16 protein-coding genes are annotated in these 17,439 nt (G+C 68.9%); 8 read left to right on the forward strand and 8 right to left on the reverse strand.

Annotation, left to right across the window (positions count from 1 at the left end):
- Positions 1-152 precede the first annotated feature (152 nt).
- The 5 genes from ACX1DX_RS10765 to ACX1DX_RS10785 are packed head-to-tail and all read left to right on the forward strand — an operon-like array spanning position 153 to position 6,107.
- Positions 153-1,070: a sugar phosphate isomerase/epimerase family protein gene (locus ACX1DX_RS10765; RefSeq protein WP_459396605.1), complete on the forward strand. Its 918-nt coding sequence runs from the start codon at positions 153-155 to the stop codon at positions 1,068-1,070.
- Positions 1,067-1,954: an NAD(P)-dependent oxidoreductase gene (locus ACX1DX_RS10770; protein ID WP_459396606.1), complete on the forward strand. Its 888-nt coding sequence runs from the start codon at positions 1,067-1,069 to the stop codon at positions 1,952-1,954. Before ACX1DX_RS10765 ends, ACX1DX_RS10770 begins: the two co-directional genes overlap by 4 nt.
- Positions 1,955-1,969: 15 nt before the next feature.
- The gene (locus ACX1DX_RS10775) at positions 1,970-3,910 is read left to right on the forward strand and encodes a right-handed parallel beta-helix repeat-containing protein (RefSeq protein ID WP_459396607.1); all 1,941 of its coding nucleotides are present in this window, start codon (positions 1,970-1,972) and stop codon (positions 3,908-3,910) included.
- Positions 3,907-5,625, forward strand: a complete 1,719-nt coding sequence (locus tag ACX1DX_RS10780; RefSeq protein ID WP_459396608.1) for a dihydroxyacetone kinase family protein — start codon at positions 3,907-3,909, stop codon at positions 5,623-5,625. The genes ACX1DX_RS10775 and ACX1DX_RS10780 overlap by 4 nt, the downstream gene beginning before the upstream one ends.
- A gap of 11 nt (positions 5,626-5,636) precedes the next feature.
- Complete coding sequence (locus ACX1DX_RS10785; RefSeq protein ID WP_459396609.1) at positions 5,637-6,107, forward strand: ribose-5-phosphate isomerase; 471 nt, start codon at positions 5,637-5,639, stop codon at positions 6,105-6,107.
- A 132-nt stretch (positions 6,108-6,239) separates the two neighbouring features.
- Here ACX1DX_RS10785 and ACX1DX_RS10790 read toward each other — a convergent pair whose 3' ends face one another.
- Both ACX1DX_RS10790 and ACX1DX_RS10795 read right to left on the reverse strand, forming a co-directional pair.
- Positions 6,240-6,638: a N,N-dimethylformamidase beta subunit family domain-containing protein gene (locus ACX1DX_RS10790; RefSeq protein ID WP_459396610.1), complete on the reverse strand. Its 399-nt coding sequence runs from the start codon at positions 6,636-6,638 to the stop codon at positions 6,240-6,242.
- A gap of 27 nt (positions 6,639-6,665) precedes the next feature.
- On the reverse strand, positions 6,666-6,806 hold the full coding sequence (locus ACX1DX_RS10795; protein ID WP_459396611.1) for a hypothetical protein: 141 nt from the start codon (positions 6,804-6,806) through the stop codon (positions 6,666-6,668).
- A gap of 373 nt (positions 6,807-7,179) precedes the next feature.
- Between ACX1DX_RS10795 and ACX1DX_RS10800 the strand changes: the two genes are divergently transcribed.
- Positions 7,180-9,288: an alpha-galactosidase gene (locus ACX1DX_RS10800; RefSeq protein WP_459396612.1), complete on the forward strand. Its 2,109-nt coding sequence runs from the start codon at positions 7,180-7,182 to the stop codon at positions 9,286-9,288.
- Positions 9,289-9,345: 57 nt separating this feature from the next.
- On the opposite strand, the gene ACX1DX_RS10805 is transcribed toward ACX1DX_RS10800, so the two are convergent.
- Entirely contained in the window at positions 9,346-10,272 is a 927-nt protein-coding gene (locus ACX1DX_RS10805; protein WP_459396613.1) for a C40 family peptidase, read from the reverse strand.
- A gap of 218 nt (positions 10,273-10,490) precedes the next feature.
- On the opposite strand from ACX1DX_RS10805, the gene ACX1DX_RS10810 reads away from it, so the two are divergent.
- Positions 10,491-11,981, forward strand: coding sequence for an FAD-dependent oxidoreductase (locus tag ACX1DX_RS10810; protein ID WP_459396614.1), 1,491 nt, complete (start codon positions 10,491-10,493; stop codon positions 11,979-11,981).
- On the opposite strand, the gene ACX1DX_RS10815 is transcribed toward ACX1DX_RS10810, so the two are convergent.
- The 5 genes from ACX1DX_RS10815 to ACX1DX_RS10835 all read right to left on the reverse strand — a co-directional run bounded on the left by ACX1DX_RS10815 (position 11,978) and on the right by ACX1DX_RS10835 (position 15,939).
- Complete coding sequence (locus tag ACX1DX_RS10815; protein WP_182763060.1) at positions 11,978-12,982, reverse strand: DUF808 domain-containing protein; 1,005 nt, start codon at positions 12,980-12,982, stop codon at positions 11,978-11,980. The two genes, ACX1DX_RS10810 and ACX1DX_RS10815, sit on opposite strands and share 4 nt — an antisense overlap.
- Positions 12,983-13,027: 45 nt before the next feature.
- On the reverse strand, positions 13,028-13,969 hold the full coding sequence (locus ACX1DX_RS10820) for an NAD-dependent protein deacetylase (protein WP_459396615.1): 942 nt from the start codon (positions 13,967-13,969) through the stop codon (positions 13,028-13,030).
- 70 nt (positions 13,970-14,039) lie between these two features.
- Positions 14,040-14,678, reverse strand: coding sequence for a DUF3618 domain-containing protein (locus ACX1DX_RS10825; RefSeq protein WP_459396616.1), 639 nt, complete (start codon positions 14,676-14,678; stop codon positions 14,040-14,042).
- Complete coding sequence (locus ACX1DX_RS10830; RefSeq protein ID WP_182763057.1) at positions 14,675-15,196, reverse strand: phage holin family protein; 522 nt, start codon at positions 15,194-15,196, stop codon at positions 14,675-14,677. Before ACX1DX_RS10830 ends, ACX1DX_RS10825 begins: the two co-directional genes overlap by 4 nt.
- A complete protein-coding gene (locus ACX1DX_RS10835; protein ID WP_459396617.1) occupies positions 15,193-15,939 on the reverse strand; it encodes a hypothetical protein in 747 nt (248 codons plus the stop codon). Before ACX1DX_RS10835 ends, ACX1DX_RS10830 begins: the two co-directional genes overlap by 4 nt.
- Before the next feature lie 189 nt (positions 15,940-16,128).
- Between ACX1DX_RS10835 and ACX1DX_RS10840 the strand changes: the two genes are divergently transcribed.
- Positions 16,129-17,385, forward strand: a complete 1,257-nt coding sequence (locus tag ACX1DX_RS10840) for a dicarboxylate/amino acid:cation symporter (RefSeq protein ID WP_459396618.1) — start codon at positions 16,129-16,131, stop codon at positions 17,383-17,385.
- The last annotated feature ends 54 nt before the right edge of the window (positions 17,386-17,439 follow it).

Here is a 17,439-nt window from a genome sequence, read left to right on the forward strand (position 1 = left end):
CCTTGCCAGGAATTGTATTGAAATAAAACAATACCCTTGCCGGGGCCACCATCCGGTGTTAACGTCGAAGAAAGTTTCGTTGAGCGCAGGAAACTTCACGTCGGGTTCTCCGCGCCCCAATGGTCCGCACGACGTCCAGGCAAAGGAGCCGAATGCCGTCCCACACCTCAGCCAACTGGCCCATCGCCGCGGCGATGCTGCCCTTCCCGGACTCCCAGGATGCGCCCGCCGCGGTGTGGCGCAACCAACTCGACCAGGTGCTCCGCGAGGGCTTCACCGAGGTCGACCTCACCGACAACTGGGTGCGCATCGGCGACCTCGACGCCGCCCGCCTCGACGAGCTCCGCGCTGTCCTGGGCGACCTGGGCCTCAACCCGGTCGCCGTGTCCGCCATCCGGCGCAGCGTGATCGACCCGGAGGCCGGCGACGCCAACCTCGAATACTCGCACCGGGTGCTGGAGGCCGCCGGGGTCGTCGGCTCGAAGGTCGTCTCCTTCGGCCTGCACCGCCCCCTCACCCCCGAGCAGCGCGAAGCGTTCTGGTTCTGGACGGCGCCCGGTCCCGTCGATGCCACCGACGCCGCGACGTGGGGCCTGGCCGTCGCTCGGCTGCGCGAACTCGGCCTGCATGCGGCGGGGCTCGGGCTGGAGATGTCACTGGAGATGTACGAGGACACGCTGCTCGGCTCCTCGGAATCCGCGGTGCGCCTCGTGCGCGACATCGGCCTGGCCAACGTCGGCCTCAACCCGGACCTGGGCAACCTCTACCGGCTGCACCGCCCCGTCGAGGATTTCCTGACCGCCGTCGAGCGCTGCCTGCCGCACGCCAACTACTGGCACGTGAAGAACTACTTCCGCAGTGAGGAGGCGGCGGGCAACGTCGTCAGCCTCCCGGCCCCCATGGCCCACGGGAGCGCCAACTACCGGCGCGCCATCCAGATCGCCGTCGAGGCGGGGTTCGACGGGCCCTTCTGCGTGGAGCACTACGGCGGGGACGGTCTCACTGTCTCCGCGGAGAACCGCGACTACATCCGCCGCATGCTGGCGGTGGCGCTGAAGGAGCCGAAGTGACTGACGTGATCGCCGTCCTTGGCCTCGGCGCCATGGGGCTGCCCATCGCCGCCCGGCTGGCGGAGCGCTGGGAGGTGCGGGGGTTCGACGTGTCGGCCCAGCGCCGCGACCTTGCCGCCGCCGACGGGGTGCGCCCCGTCGCCACCGTCCGTGCGGCCGTCGCCGGAGCCACCCATGTGGTCGTCGCCGTTCGGGACGGCGCCCAACTGGAAGCGGCCCTCTTCGGCGGCGACGGAGCAGGCGACTCCCTCGCCCCCGGCGCCGCCGTCATCATCACCTCGACGGTGGGCTCCGCCGTCGTCAACGACGTGGCCGCGCGGCTCGGGGAGAGGGGCGTCGGCACCGTCGATGCCCCCGTCTCGGGCGGCGCCGTGCGCGCCCGGGCAGGCGACCTGCTCATCACCGCGGGCGGCAGTCATGAGGTGCTGGAACGCTGCGACGCGGTGCTGCACGCCATGGCGTCGACCGTCGTGGTGATGGGCGGCGTGGGCGACGGGCAGAACATGAAGGCCGTCAACCAGTTGCTGTGCGGAATCCACACAGCCGCCGCGGCCGAGGCGCTGGCCATGGCCGACGCGATGGGCCTGGATCTCGACCTCTGCGTCGACACCCTGAACAGGGGGGCAGCCGCGTCGTTCATGCTGGCCGACCGCGGCCCGCGCATGGTCCAGCAGCTCCGCGGGGAGAAGCCCGAGCTTCGTTCCCGCGTCGACGTCATCGCCAAGGACATGGGCATCGTCGGCGAGCTCACCCGCGGCCACCAACTCCCTACCGCGGTCGCTCAGGCCGCCGAAAACCTGTACCGCATGGCGAAGAAGGCAGGGCTCGACGCCGAGGACGACTCGGCCATCGCCACCTTCCTGGCCAACGGGCCCATCCACTGAGGAGAACTCACGTCCATGGACATCCACGTCTCGAAGCGCGGCGCCGACTCCAACGAAGGCACCCCTGAATCCCCCCTCGCCACCCTCAACAGGGCCGCCGCGCTCGCCCGCCCCGGCGACACCGTGGTGGTGCACGAAGGCATCTACCGGGAGTGGGTCAAGCCCCCGCATGGCGGCCTCAGCAACAACCGGCGCATCACCTTCACCGCGGCCCCCGGCGAGCACGTCGTGCTCACCGGCTCCGAGGAGGTCACCGGCTGGGAGCCCGTCGGCGACGGTGTCTGGCGCACCGTCGTCGACAACGCACTCTTCGGGGAGTTCAACCCGTACGCGGAGGTGATCGCGGGCGACTGGCTGGTGCGACCCTCCCAGGACGAACCCGAGCTGCATCTGGGGGAGGTCTACCTGGGTGGCAGGGCCCTCCTCGAGGTGCCCTCGCTGGACGACGTCCGGCACCCGGGCCCACAGGAGACCATCGTCGACGACTGGACCGGCATTCCCCAGGCCGGCACCGAAGCGCCGAGTCGCCTGGTCTGGCATGCCGAGGTCGACGATGACCACACCACCATCCACGCCCACTTCGGCGACGCGGACCCCCGCAACGAAACCGTCGAGATCAACGTGCGCCGCTCGGTCTTCTACCCCGAGGCCAACCACGTCGACTACATCACGCTGCGCGGCTTCGAGATCCGCCACGCAGCCACCCCCTGGGTGCCCCCGACCGCTGACCAGCCCGGCATGGTGGGCCCCAACTGGGCGAAGGGCTGGATCATCGAGGACAACGTGCTGCACGACTCCAAGTGCTCCGCGATCTCGCTGGGCAAGGAGGGCAGCACCGGCCAGAACTTCGCCACGGTGCGCAGGGACAAGCCCGGCTACCAGTACCAGCTCGAGTCGGTCTTCGTCGCCGAGGACTACGGCTGGAGCCGGGAACGGATCGGGTCGCACGTGGTGCGCCGCAACACCATCTACGACTGCGGCCAGAACGGGGTCGTCGGTCACCTGGGGTGCGTGTTCTCCACCATCGAGGACAACCACATCTACAACATCGGCATCCGCCGCCAGTTCTACGGGCATGAGATCGGCGGCATCAAGCTCCACGCGCCGATCGACGTGCAGTTGATCGGCAACCACATCCACGACTGCTCGCTCGGCCTGTGGCTGGACTGGCAGACCCAGGGCACCCGCATCTCCGGCAACGTGTTGCATTCCAACAGCCGCGACTTCTTCGTCGAAGTCAGCCACGGGCCCTACATCGTGGACCACAACGTGTTCGGCTCCCCCGTCTCGCTGGAGAACTTCAGCCAGGGCGGCGCCTACGTCGGCAACCTGTTCCTCGGCAGCCTGCGGATCGAGCCCGTCCTCGACCGTGCGACGCCGTACCACCGGCCGCACAGCACCCGCGTCTCCGGCTACGCCGTCATCGTCGGGGGCGACGACCGGTTCATCGGCAACGTCTTCGGCGGCGATCCGGAGCGCGAGAACTATCGCATCGAACTGCCCGAGGCGGCGGAGGCGGGCTACGGCACGGCTGTCTACGACGGCCACCCGGCCAGCTTCGAGGAATTCCTGGAGCGCACCGGAGTGCGATCCGGCGACCACCGCCGCTTCACCGGCATCAAGCAGGCCGTCGTGGCCCGCGACAACGTCTACCTCGGCGCCGCGCGGCCCTTCGACGGCGAGACGGACCCGGTGCAGCTCGACGGTGGCCGGATCGACCTCCGGGTGGAGAACGACGGTGCGGTCACCGTCGTCTCGGACCTCCCGGACGAGGCCAGCCGGACTGAGGTGGTCACCAGTTCCGAGTTGGGCCGCGTCCGCTTCGTCGATGCAGATTTCGAGGCACCCGACGGCTCCGAACTCGTGCTCGGACCCGACGCCGGGAGCGTCGTGGCGTCGCTGCCCTCTGGTCACCACACCGCTGTCGTCTGGCCCCGGAAGGAGTCACTGTCATGACCACCATCTACAACGATCCCGCGGAGTTCACCGACGATGCGGTGGCAGGGTTCGTGGACCTCTACTCAGATCGGGTCCGGGCCGTCGTCGGAGGGGTGGTGCGCGCCCAGCGCCCGGCCAAGGCCAAGGTCGCCGTCCTGGTGGGCGGCGGCTCCGGCCATTACCCGGCCTTCGCCGGCGTGGTCGGCCCCGGTTTCGCCGACGGGGCGATCATCGGCAACCTGTTCACCTCGCCGTCGGCCTCCCATGCCTACTCGGTGGGCCGGGCCGCCAACTCGGGCGCCGGGGTCATCTACACCTACGGCAATTACGCCGGCGACGTGATGAACTTCAGCGCGGCGGGCGAGCGACTCCAGGCTGAGGGCATCGACGCGCGCCAGGTCATCGTCACCGACGACGTGGCCAGCGCCAGCGCCCACGAGAAGGACAAGCGCCGCGGGATCGCGGGCGACTTCGTGGTGTTCAAGGTGATGGGCGCCGCTGCGGAGCGCGGACACGACATCGACGAGGTGGAGCGGCTCGGCAACCATGCGAACGAGCTGACCTTCAGCATCGGGCTCGCCTTCTCCGGGTGCACCTTCCCGGGCGCGGACCATCCCCACTTCACCGTCCCCGAGGGAAAGATGGGCTTCGGGCTGGGCATCCACGGCGAGCCGGGGCTCAGAGACGTGGACTGGCTGCCGGCCAACGATTTGGCGGACCTCATGGTGGACCGGCTCCTCGAGGAGCGACCCGCCGGTGCTTCCGGCAGGGTGGCTCCCATCCTCAACGGCCTGGGCTCCACCAAGTACGAGGAGCTGTTCCTCCTCTGGGGCATCGTGGCCGCGCGGCTCCGCGACCACGGGCTCGAACTGGTGGGCCCCGAGGTGGGCGAACTGGTCACCAGCCTCGACATGGGCGGGGTGTCCCTGACGGTGTGCTGGCTGGACGACGAGCTCGAGGAGCTCTGGCTGGATCCGGCCGACACCCCGGCGTGGAAGCGCGGCAGTCTCGCGGCCGAACGGGTGGCCGCGGGCGATGCACCGGCGGCCGAGGAGGCCGATGCCGTGGAGGTGCCGGTGGTGGGCTCCGACGCCTCGCGTGGGGTGGCCGAGACCGCCGTCGCCGCGCTCGAGAGCATGAAGCGCGTCCTCCACGAGGCCGAGGAGGAGTTGGCACGCATCGATTCCGTTGCCGGTGACGGCGACCACGGCCGCGGCATGGTGCGCGGGATCGGGTTCGCCACCGACGCTGCGCGCACGGCCCTGACCGACGGATGGGGCGCCGCCGGAGTCCTCGCCGCAGCAGGCGACGCCTGGGCGGACAACGCCGGTGGCGCCTCGGGCGTGCTGTGGGGGGCTGCGCTGCGGGCCTTCGGCGCGGCGTTCGGCAACGAGGATCCGGTGGATGCGCGCAGGCTCGCGGCGGCCATCGGGGCTTATGTCGAGGCCATGACCGCCCTGGGCAAGGCCGAAGTGGGGGACAAGACCATCATCGACGCGGCTGTACCCTTCCGCGACTCGCTGGCCGCCGCTGCCGAACAAGGCAGGGACGCGGCCGACGCCTGGGCGGAGGCCACCGCGGTGGCCAAGGAGGCCGCGGACGCGACCGTTTCGCTGACCCCCCGGAAGGGCCGTGCGAGGCCGCTGGCTGAGCGCAGCGTCGGCCATCCCGACCCGGGAGCCGTCTCGTTCGCCCTGTGCGCGCAGGCCGTCTCCGCTGTGCTCACGAAGTAGGAGGCGAAATCATGGGGTACAGAATCGTGCTGGCGGCAGACCAGGCCGGGGTGGGTTACAAGGACGCCATTGCGGCCCTGCTCGCCACGGACGACCGGGTGGACGCGGTCATCGACGTCGGCGTGAAGGCCGACACGGACCCGACCGCCTATCCGCACCTCGCCGTCGAGGGCGCACGCCTGATCGCGGCCGGGGAGGCGGACCGCGGGATCTTCGTGTGCGGCACAGGGATGGGCGTGGCGATCGCCGCCAACAAGGTGCCGGGGGTCAGGGCCAGCACCGCGCACGACTCCTACTCGGTTGAGCGTCTGGTGAAGTCCAACAACGGCCAGGTGCTGTGTCTCGGGGAGCGGGTCATCGGACGCGAGTTGGCGTTGAAGTTGGTGTCGGAGTTCCTCGGCCACGTCTTCGACCCGGAGTCGCCGTCCAACGCGAAGGTGCACGTCATCGAGGCCTACGAAGAGGAAGAGAAGGAGTCATGACCGCGACGCACGACGTCCGGCGCGATTTCGGCCTGCCCATCGCGCCCAGCAGGGGCCGGTGGCGGCCGCTGGGGATCCGCGACGTCGACATCACGGGCGGATTCTGGGCTGACCGGCAGTCGCTGAATGCCTTCACGCGAGGTTGTAGCCGCCGTAGGCGTTGTAGGACTGCCACGTGGTGGTGGAGGCCTGGAAGAACACCTCTGAGGTGCTGGCGTCGTCACGCACGATGAAGGGGATGTGGCTGGCGAGATCTCCGCCAACGTCCTCGCGGGTGGGCCGGGCGATGTAGATGCCGGACACTGCGTCGGCCGGCACCGCCCACGACGCCGATGGGCTCCAGTTCCCACAGTCGAGCAGGTTTTCGGGGGCGGGTTCGGCCAGCTGGCATTCGGGCTGGTTGACCAGGGTGGGGTTGTCGAGGGTGGCCACCTTCCGGGCACCGTCCCCGTCGTACCAGCCCAGCCGGTAGATGTCGATGCGGTAGTCGGTGGAGGGCGTGTCGATCTTGAAGCCGACGGTGCCGCCCACGTTGACGCTGATGTCGGTGGCGAAGCCCTAGATGGTGTCTGACCCGTACCCGTCGACGTCCCACTCAGTGGCGGGACTGCCGGGGAGTTGGTTCTCCGCGACGATCTGGTCGCCCGGCGCAGCCACCACCGGGCTCGGCGGGGCCGCCCAGAGCTGGGCCATCAGCACGGTGGCGATTCCAATCGCGATCCTGCGGCTGTGCCGTACGGGACGAGGATGTGTGGGCGTTGACATCGGTGTCTCCCTCAGAGGTGCCCCGCGTTTGCGAACCTTCACCGCAGGTCAGCCGGGAGCGCAATCATGACACAGGAAACTCGTGTTTTGGGTTGGAGTGAAAGTATTTTTCTCCCGTGAAATGGCTGTGGCTAGCGATGGAAGTGGAACGTGCCCTGTCAGTGGCGCATTGCCGGGGTTTCAGGAGAAGCAAACTACCGCGTCGTGGTTTCTTGGCTCAGGCCGCGGGAGGGTCAGATGACGGCGACTGCCGGGCCGCGGGATCCCTAGGATGGTCCGGTACCCCTTCGAGAGTGAGGCGCCATCCATGGCCACGACCATCCATCTGCGGGCCGACGGTGTCTCGCTCGTGCTGACCACCGACGGCGGGCTGCCTGAAGTAAGGCACTGGGGGACCGACATCGGCGAGGTCACGGCAGCGGATATGCAGGCCATGCTCGGCGCCGCCGGCTACGCGGCCGAGCACAACGCCATCCTGGCGCCGCTGCGCGTCGGGCTGGTACCGGAGGCGCGTTATGGCTGGATGGGCACGCCCGGACTGGTCGGCTCCCGGGACGGCCGCGCGTGGACGCCGGCCTGGGAACTCACGTCGATCACCTTGGCCGGCGCCGACGTGGAAGACGGCTTCACTGCAGCCGGCCCCGGCGCGGTGGTTTTCACCGCCACGGCACCGGACGCGGAGTTGACGCTGACACTGCGGGTAGAACTACTGCCTGAGGGGCTCGTCCGGGCACAGGCCACCGTCGGCAACACCGGTGAGGACGCCTTCACCGTCGACCAGCTCAATCTCGCGCTGCCCATCCCCAACCGCGCCGCTGAGGTGCTCGATTTCGGCGGCCGTTGGGCGTCCGAACGAGTGCCCCAGCGCTTCGACCTCACCATCGGCACCCACCGCCGGGAAGGGCGCCGCGGGCGCACCGGGCACGACGCCGCCTACATCCTGCACGTGGGCGAGCGTGGTTTCGGCTACGACGGCGGCGAGATCTGGGCCGTCCACACCGCCTGGAGCGGCAACCACGTCCATTACGTCGAGCGCGTCATGCCGGGCGTCCAGGTGGTGGGCGGCGGCGAACTGCTGCTGCCCGGCGAGGGTCGCCTCACGGCGGGGGAGAGCTACACGTCTCCCTGGGTCTACTTCAACCACGCGGCCGGTCTCGATGCGCAGGCCTGGCGCTTCCACCGGTACCTCCGTTCGCTCCCGGTCCATCCGGACAGCCCCCGGCCGGTCACCCTCAACTCGTGGGAGGCCGTCTACTTCAACCACGACGCCGGGCACCTGCGGCGGCTCGTCGACCGGGCCGCCGACGTCGGCGTCGAGCGCTTCGTCCTCGACGACGGCTGGTTCGGTGCCAGGCGCGACGACACCGCGGGCCTCGGCGACTGGGTGGTCAGCGCCGACGCCTACCCCGAAGGGCTCCATCCCCTGGTGGACCACGTGCGGGAACGCGGCATGCAGTTCGGCCTCTGGTTCGAGCCGGAGATGGTCAACCCGGATTCCGACGTGGCGCGTGCCCATCCCGAGTGGATCCTCCAGCCCGCGGGTCGCCTCCCCGGTCAGTGGCGCAACCAGCAGGTGCTGAACCTCGCCGTCGACGACGCCTACCGCCACGTCCGTGACCAGGTCTCGGCCGTCCTCGCCGAGTACGCGGTCGACTACGTGAAGTGGGACCACAACCGCGATCTCGTCGACGCAGGCTCGGCCGTGGACGCCGGGCGGCCGGGCGTCTCCGCGCAGACCCGCGCGTTCTACCGACTGCTCGACGAACTGCGGGAACTGCATCCGGACACGGAGTTTGAGTCGTGCAGCTCCGGCGGCGCCCGCATCGACCTCGAGGTGCTGCAGCGCGTCGAGCGGGTCTGGGTCTCCGACAACATCGATCCCCACTCGCGCCAGCGCATGCTCTGGTGGACCGGCCAACTCCTGCCGCTCGAACTGATGGGCAGCCACATCGCGTCCGGCCAGTCACACACCACGGGCCGCAGCCACAGCATCGAGTTCCGCGCCGCTACCGCGCTCTTCGGCCACCTGGGTATCGAATGGGACCTCACGCAGGCCACCGGGGAGGAGCTCGGGGCGCTGCAGCTCATCATCGGCTTCTACAAGCAGGTACGTGAACTGCTCCACACCGGCCGCCTGGTCCGCGTCGACATGGGCAGCCCCCACCTCTTCCTGAAGGGTGTGGTCACCCCGGCGCGGGCGCTGTTCTCCCTCGCCGTGATCGACGAGCCGATGATGCCGGAGCTCGGCGAGATCCGGCTCCCAGGGCTGGAGCCGGACTCCCGGTACACGGTGTCCCTGGCCGGGCTGGGCCACGAGCTGGGCGTCATGACGGGCCGCCAGTTGGCGAGCGTCGGCATCCGGCTGGCCGGCCGCTTCCCCGAGGTGGCACTGCTGATCGACGTCGAGCGGGTGTGAGGGAGCCCACCGCACTGTGGGGGGACAGGGCGATGGGCTCGTTCAGGGAGAGGTGCCTCAGGCACCCACGACGCGGGTCGCGCCCGCGAACGGCATGGAGTTGAGGGAGGCCACCCGAACGCCGGTGCTCGGGTTGGCCGCGTCGACGATCTGTCCGTTGCCGATGTAGATGCCCACGTGGCTGATCGGACTGTAGTAGAACACCAGGTCGCCCGGCTGGAGTTCACTCTTGGCCACCCGCTTCCCCACGGAGATCTGCGCACTCGAGGTGCGCGGAAGCGTCACGCCCACCTGCTGGTAGGCCCAGGAGGTCAGGCCGGAGCAGTCGAACGTGGACGGACCCGCGTTCCCGTACCGGTAGGCGGAGCCCACCTTGGTCAGCGCCGCCTTGGCCGCCTGCTGGCCGACGGTGACGTCGGGGAGGGGTTTCTCGACGGGCACCCAGCTGAGCGCCGGGGCCGGAGCCGGAATCCTGGTCACCGCGGGCACGCTCGCCGTGGAGAACTGCACGATGTTGTTGATGACCCAGGCCTTCGCTGAGGTGTAGGTGCCCGTGGCCGTCTCGATGGTGGTGGTCACAGCGTAGGAGCGGCAGGCCCCGCGTCCGGTGGCGGCGGTGTCACACTCGGTCTTCCAGCGGCGGCCGTCCTTGCCCACCCAGTCGCCGGCGTTGGCGAGCGGGTTGCTGCCCCAGGAGGCGCGGTCTGACGGGAGGTAGGTGAGCGTGTTGAAGACCCAGCCGTCGTGCGTGACGAACCGGCCCTGGTGGTTCACGACGCTCGTGGCCCAGATGTCGGTGCTGCATCGCACGACCTCCGGGGAATACATTTCACAGTTGGTGCGCCAGTAGCGGCCGTTGACCAGGTGGTGACCGGGCTGCGTGTAGACGCTGCCGCCGGCCGCCTGTGCGTCGCCTCCGTAGGCCACGCTCAGCGTCACGGCCATGACGGCCGCGACCAGGAGGTGGATCGCTCGCTTCAACATATGGGGGGTGCCTTCCGAATGAGTGACCCGGAGATATTAGGCACCCGAACCTGAGAAATCCAAATCTGGTTCTCAGGAACATCTGTTTCATCGAAGAAGTAGCTGCTCGTCAGAGCCTGTTCAACTGGCTTTCACTGAAGAACTCTCAGGACTGCGTTCAGCACGAGGGGTTTCGCGCATCACTGCTGAGTGGCCCCGTCCCCGGCGTACGATGTCACATGGAGTCCTACTGGTTTGCAACTCACCCTCCGAAGACTGATTTCACCGCTGCGTTCAGCGCCGGCGCCCACTACGACGTCGTCGTCGCCGGGGCCGGTCTCACCGGCCTCACCACCGCACTCCTCCTCGCCCGCACCGGGCTGACGGTCGCCGTCGTGGAAGCACGCAGCGTCGGGGCCGTCACCACCGGAAACACCACGGCGAAACTGTCCCTGCTGCAGGGCTTGTCCCTCAGCGGCATCCGTTCACATCAGAGTGAGAAGGTGCTACGCGCCTACGTCGAGGGTCAGCGCGAAGGCCAGGCGTGGCTGGTGCGCTTCCTGGAGACCGAGGGCGTCGAGTTCCAACGCCGCACGGCCTACACCTACGCCACCACCTCCGACGGCGCGGGCAAACTGCGCAAGGAACTGGAGGCCTGTCAGGCCGCCGGCCTGGAGGAGGTCGTCTGGACGGACCAGACCGAGCTCCCGTTCGCCACCACCGGAGCCCTCACGATGCTGGACCAGGCGCAGATCCACCCCCTCACCGTCCTCGACGCACTCGCGGGTCAACTGCTCGCCCACAACGGCGTCGTGTTCGAGAACACGCGGTTGCTGAACGCTGAGGGCGATTCACCAGTGAGGGTCACCACCAACCGCGGTGAACTGACGGCCGGCCGGGTGGTGCTGGCCACCGGCACCCCGCAGCTCGACAGGGGCGGCTACTTCGCCAAGCTGGTGCCCTCGCGCTCCTACGCCACCGCGCACCGCGTCTCGAGCGGGCAGATCCCGCAGGGCATGTACCTCAGCGCCGACAGCCCCACCCACTCGCTGCGCACCCTCGACGACGGCCCGGAGCAGCTTCTGATGGTGGGCGGTCATGGCCACACCGTCGGCCGCGCAGATTCGGAGGCGGCCGCGCTGCAGAGCCTCGTCGCTTGGGCCGACTCGGTCTTCCCCGGCGTGGAGATGACCCACTCCTGGTCAGCACAGGATTACACCACCGTGGACCGGGTGCCGTATGTGGGGAAGCTGCCCGGCGGGCACGGCGACATCTTCGTGGCCACCGGCTACAACAAGTGGGGCATGACCAACGCTGTGGCGGCCGCGCTGAACCTGAGCGCCCAACTGCTGGGCGGTTCCATGCCCTGGGCAGAGACGCTCACGGACCGCGGCACCTCCGCCAGCGCCGTCGGCGAGGCGCTGAGCGCCAACGTGAAGGTGGCCGGGCACCTCGCCAAGGACTGGCTCCGCGGCGAACTCAGCTCGCTGCCCGACGACCCGCCCGCCGAGGGCAAGGGCGTCGTGGGCCGGCTGGACGGGAAGCCTGTGGCGGCCAGCACCGTCGGTGGTGTCACCTGCCGGGTCTCCGGGGTGTGCACGCACCTGGGGGGCGTCGTGCGTTGGAACGACGCGGAGAAGTCCTGGGACTGCCCCCTGCACGGGTCGAGGTTCGCGGCAGACGGCACCGTGCTCGAGGGCCCCGCGCTGAAGGACCTGGGGAAGGCCTAGGCTTCGCCCGGCTCCGCGCGGGGCGCTGCGCGCATCTTTTCGGCGGACGGCACGACGGGCACCTCGACAGCTTCGGGGTGTCCGTTCTCGTCGTGGCCCTTCCCGAACGGGAGGAGGTGCATGATCGCCACGAGGATGGCGCCGGCGATGATGCCGATGACTGCAGAGAAGAAGGTGTTGATCAGCCAGCCGAGGAGGCCCCCGCCGACGGCCGCCTCGAGGTCGTGCACGAAGTTGTAGATGGGGTGGAACCCGAGGTCGTGCATGCCGACGAGCAGGATGTGGCCGCCCACCCACAGCATCGCGGCGATCCCGACGGTGGACAGCACGCTGAGCACCACCGGCATGGCCTTGACCAGGCCCTCTCCGAGGCGCTTCGAGTTGGGCTTCGCGGCGAGGTGGAGGCCCAGGTCGTCCATCTTGACGATGATGGCCACCACGCCGTACACCAGCACGGTGATGGCCAGCGCCACCGCCACCATGGAGGCGGCGCGCATCCAGAAGCCGAGATCCGTCACCTCGTTGAGTGAGATCACCATGATCTCCGCCGACAGGATGAAGTCGGTGCGGATGGCCCCGCTGACCATCGTCTTCTCGTGGTCGGCGCCCTTGACCAGCGCCGGGGCCTTCTTCGCCTTGGAGTGGCCGGTCACCGATTCCCAGATCTTCTCCACGCCCTCGTAGGAGAGGTAGAGGCCGCCCAGCATCAGCAGCGGTGTCAGGGCCCAGTTCGCGAACTGGCTGAGCAACAGGATGGCGGGGAGGATGAAGACCAGCTTGTTGACGATGGAGCCCTTGGCGATCCGCCAGATCACCGGCAGTTCCCGATCAGGGGAGAAGCCCTGGACGTAGCGGGGGGTGACCGCCGTGTCGTCGACCACGACGCCCACCGCTTTGCTCGACGCCTTGGCGGCGGCCGCGGCCACGTCGTCGACGGAGGCGGCCGCAGCACGCGCGATCGCGGCGATGTCGTCCAGGAGGGCTGCGAGTCCGCCGGCCATGGGTGCTCCTACTTTCGGGGTCAGTGACACCGCATTCTAGGCGGGTCAGTGTGTCAGCAGCGAGATCCAGCGCTGCAGGGTGGGCTCGAGGCGGCCGTGGATGCGTAAGGTGGCGACGTCGTCGCCGCGGGTGCTGCCGTCGTTGGCGATGATGACCTCCTTGCCCTCGCGGGCGGCCCGGCGGGCGAACCGAAGGCCGCTCATCACGGTGAGGCTGGAGCCCAGCACGAGCAGCACGTCGGACTCGTCGAGCAGCGCGTGGGCGGCGGCCACGGTGTCGCGGTGGGCGTTCTCGCCGAAGAAGACGACGTCCGGCTTCAGCATGCCGCCGCAGGCCGGGCACCCCGGGTAGACGAAGTCCTGGGTGCGGTCCACCTCGGCGTCGCCGTCCGGGGCGGCCGCCGCGTCGGAGGCGAGTTGCTCGAGGTGGGCGGCGAACGAGGGGTTGAGCTGGAGGAACCGCTGCTGCAGCTCGTGGCGGCTGATCTGCCGTCCGCACTCGAGGCAGAGGACCTGCGCAAGGTTGCCGTGCAGGTCGAGGACGGGGTGCGAGCCGGCTTTCTGGTGCAGGCCGTCGACGTTCTGCGTCACCACCCCGGTGAGCGGGGTGAGCCGGCCCATCCGGGTGAGCAGATGGTGTGCCTCGTTGGGCTCCGCTGAGGCGAACGAATGCCAGCCGACGGTGGAGCGCGCCCAGTAGCGACGCCTGCTGAGATCTGAGCCCACGAATTCCTGGAACATCATGGGGGAGCGGGACACCGCGTCGCGGCCGCGGTAATCCGGCAACCCGGATGCGGTGGACATGCCCGCCCCCGTCAGCACCATGGTGGGACGCCCGCGGAACAGGTCCACGGCGGCCCGCAGGTCGTCGTCGTGCGACTGGCGCCCGAAGCTCCCCGTGCCCGGGCCCCAGGCGCCCGTGTTCGGGAGCACGACGGGACCGTCAACCGCGGTGCGGAACCAGCCACCCACATCGCGAGGAGTCATGGCTCAACGATAGTGGCCGACCCGCAACGTGCGGGCCGGCCACCATGGCTCAGAGTGGCGTCGGTTGACGTCACAGGGGGTTGCGGTCGTCAGAACGCACGTCCTCCACGGAGCGCTGCGTCTGACCCTTCACCTCATCGACGGCGTGCTGGGCATCGTCCTTCACGTGGCCGGTGCCCTCCTGAGCCGCCTCCTTCACGGAGTCGGCGGCCAGCTGCGCGGACGGTTTCAGGTTGTCCATGGCGTCCTGCGCCATCACCTTCGCCTCGTCCATGAGCGGCTGGGCCTTCTCCTTGGCCTGGCTGGCGAGCTCCTGCTCCGTGCGGCTGGACGGGATCAGCCCGCCGATGAGCGCGCCCAGCCCGAAGGCGATCAGCCCCGCGGAGATGGGGTTGCCCTGCGTGGAGCGCCGCACCTTGTGCGGGGCCTCCTGCACCTTGTGCGTGGCGTCGTCGACGGCGTGGGCCATCGTGTCGCGGGCGTCACCCACGCGGTCCTTGGCGTCGCCCATCATGCCCTCGTCGTACGGGTCGTAGGGAGAGCCGAACACGCGCTCCTTGAGGCCGCGGGCGCTGCCCTTGACCTTGTCCATCTGGCGCTGCGCCACCCGTGTCGGGTTGGCGGAGTCTGCCAGTGCGTTCACGTTGTTGCTGAGGTCGGTGCGGGTCCGCTCGATGTCGCGACGGATCTCTTCGGGGTTGTCTGTCATCGGTTCTTCTCCTCATGGCCGGTTGCGGCGGCGGGAATCTTGCTGACGGTCTCAGTGGTCTTCGGCAGACCCTTCATCTTGGTGAACTCGGACTTGCCGGTCATGGCCAGGATGAGGGCGATCACGAGATAGATCACGCCCACGATCAGGCCGGACCAACCCAGTGCCGGCTCCGCGTAGCTGCCGATGAGGATGGCGATGCCCCACCACGCGGCCAGCGACAGGAACAACAGACCGAGGTAGCCGGTGACGGCGGCACCCGAGAAGAAGCCTGCGCCCTTCCCGGCGCGGGTCGCCGACTGCTTGAGTTCGACCTTGGCCAGTTCCACTTCCTGACGGATCAGGGTCGAGGCGTTGTCCAGCGCGTCGCTGGCGATCTCGCCCAACGACCGCGGGTCCGCGTCTCGGCGGTACTGGCCGGCTTCGTCAAAGGCTGTCGCGGGCGCGTGGTCACCAGGCTGCGGAGCGATGTCGTCCGCATGGTGCACGCGCTGCGCCTGTTCGGGGGTGTGACTCATAGGTTCCCCTGCCACGGGTTGGGCTGCGCCCCCGGCCCGGTGGACAGGGTTGGGGGCACTTCGCGGCCGTAATCGGACGTCAGGGGCGTCTCGGCCGGAGTGGTCAGGGCATAGCCCTGGGCGTCACTGCGCGGATAGTAGCCGCTGGTGTCGCTGGCGAGCCGGGGCACGTCGTCATCCGAAGCCGCGTCCTTGAGTCCGCGGGAAAGGCGTCCGACGACGAGGCCGGCCCCGGCCGCGATGGCCAGGAACGTCCACGGGTTGCGCGACGCGTAGCGGCGCACGCTCGTCATGACCTGGTCGGGATCGTTCTCCCGGAGCCACGACGAGGCACGGCGTCCCCAGTCGTGCGCGTCACCCGCGAAGTGGGTGATCGGGCCGTCGGTCTGGGTGTTCGCCGACATCACACCGAGTTCCTCGGTGAGCGCGTCGACCGTGTCGGCCAGCTTGGCCTGGAGCGTGTTCGCCTGGGACCGGAGTTCACCGACACCCTCGTCAAGAAGGCGTCTGCCCTGGAACTTGGCCTCCTGGGCGACCTGCCCTGCTTCGAACTTGGCGGTGTCGAGGACGTCGCGCCCGGCTTCCGCGGCCGTGTCCTTGACGTCGCGGGCAGGGCCCTTCAACGAGTCTGCGGCCTGTTCGGTACGTCCTGGCGTTGTGGCGTCGGCGTCGAACCCGCGGTACCCGGAGTCAACCGGGACCTGGGGCTCGGTGGGGCGAGGCTCGAAATCGTGGGAGGACATAGGTGGGACTCCTCTCGTAGTGGTGCGCGGCTGAAGAGCCGTACAACGACGCTAGTTCGCTGGGGCTTCGACTGACAGGCCCCTAAAGGTGTGAATTCAGGGGTGGGGTGGGAGTAAAATCGCGCCCGCCTCTTCTCACCAAGTCGGCCCGATGCAGATATCTCCCAAGGGGTCGTCTATTTTTCTCCTATGAGTGCTGAGACAACCAGGCCCAGGAAGTTCTCCTTCGGGCTGCTGCCCCAGATCGTCGCCGCCATCGTGCTCGGCGTGCTGCTGGGCACCGTGCTGCCTGACTGGGTGACGCGCATCTTCGTGACGTTCAACGGACTGTTCGGACAGTTCCTCGGATTCGCCATCCCGCTGATCATTCTCGGCCTCATCGCCCCCGCGATCGCCGATCTCGGCCGCGGTGCCGGTAAGTGGCTGGCGATCACGGCCGGTCTGGCCTACCTCTCCACCATTCTCGCCGGCCTGATGGGCTACGGCGCCTCCATGCTGGTGCTGCCCAGGGTGCTGCCGGCCGACGGCGCGCAGTCCCTCACCAACCCGGAGGAGTCACTGCTCGCTCCCTTCTTCGAGCTGCCCATCCCGCCGCTCTTCGGCGTGACCACGGCCGTCGTGCTCGCCTTCGTGGTGGGCATCGCGCTCACCGTCGTGGAGGGCGGCGCACTGCTGCGCGGTTTCCGCGAACTGCGTGACCTGGTCAACTGGGTGATCGCCAAGATCATCATCCCGCTGCTGCCCATCTACATCTTCGGCATTTTCCTCAACATGACGCAGGGCGGCCAGGTGGCCACCGTCATCGTCACGTTCCTCGGCGTCGTGGTGTTCGTGTTCATCCTCACCTGGATCATGCTCGTGCTGCAGTTCCTGGTGGCCGGCGCCGTCGTCGGCCGCAACCCCTTCCGGATGCTGCTCAATATGCTGCCCGCGTACGCGACCGCCCTGGGCACCTCCTCGTCGGCCGCCACCATCCCGGTGACGCTGCGCTCCACGCTGAAGAACGGCGTGTCCCAGCCGGTGGCGGCCTTCGCCGTGCCGCTGTGCGCCACCATCCACCTGGCCGGCTCCATGATCAAGATCACCTGCTTCTCGATCGCCGTCATGATGCTGTCCGGCAGCGCCATCCAGCCCGGTCTGATGATCGCGTTCATCTTCATGCTCGGCGTCATGATGGTGGCAGCACCCGGCGTGCCGGGTGGCGCGATCATGACGGCTGTCGGCCTGCTGTCGTCGATGCTGGGCTTCACCGACGCCCAGGTCGGCCTCATGATCGCCACCTACATCGCCATCGACTCGTTCGGCACCGCCACCAACGTCACGGGCGACGGCGCCATCGCCGCCATCATCGACAAGTGGGTCCGCTCCTCCAAGAGCCAGGAACAGCTCGCCGACGAGTCGGCGGCCAAGGCGGACGCCGAGGCGGTAGACGCGCTGGCCAGCTGAGCCTGACGCCGACGGCGAACGTCGCTTCCGTCAATCCGCCGGTGTGGTGAGATG

This window comes from Tessaracoccus zhenghani (assembly GCF_054552775.1).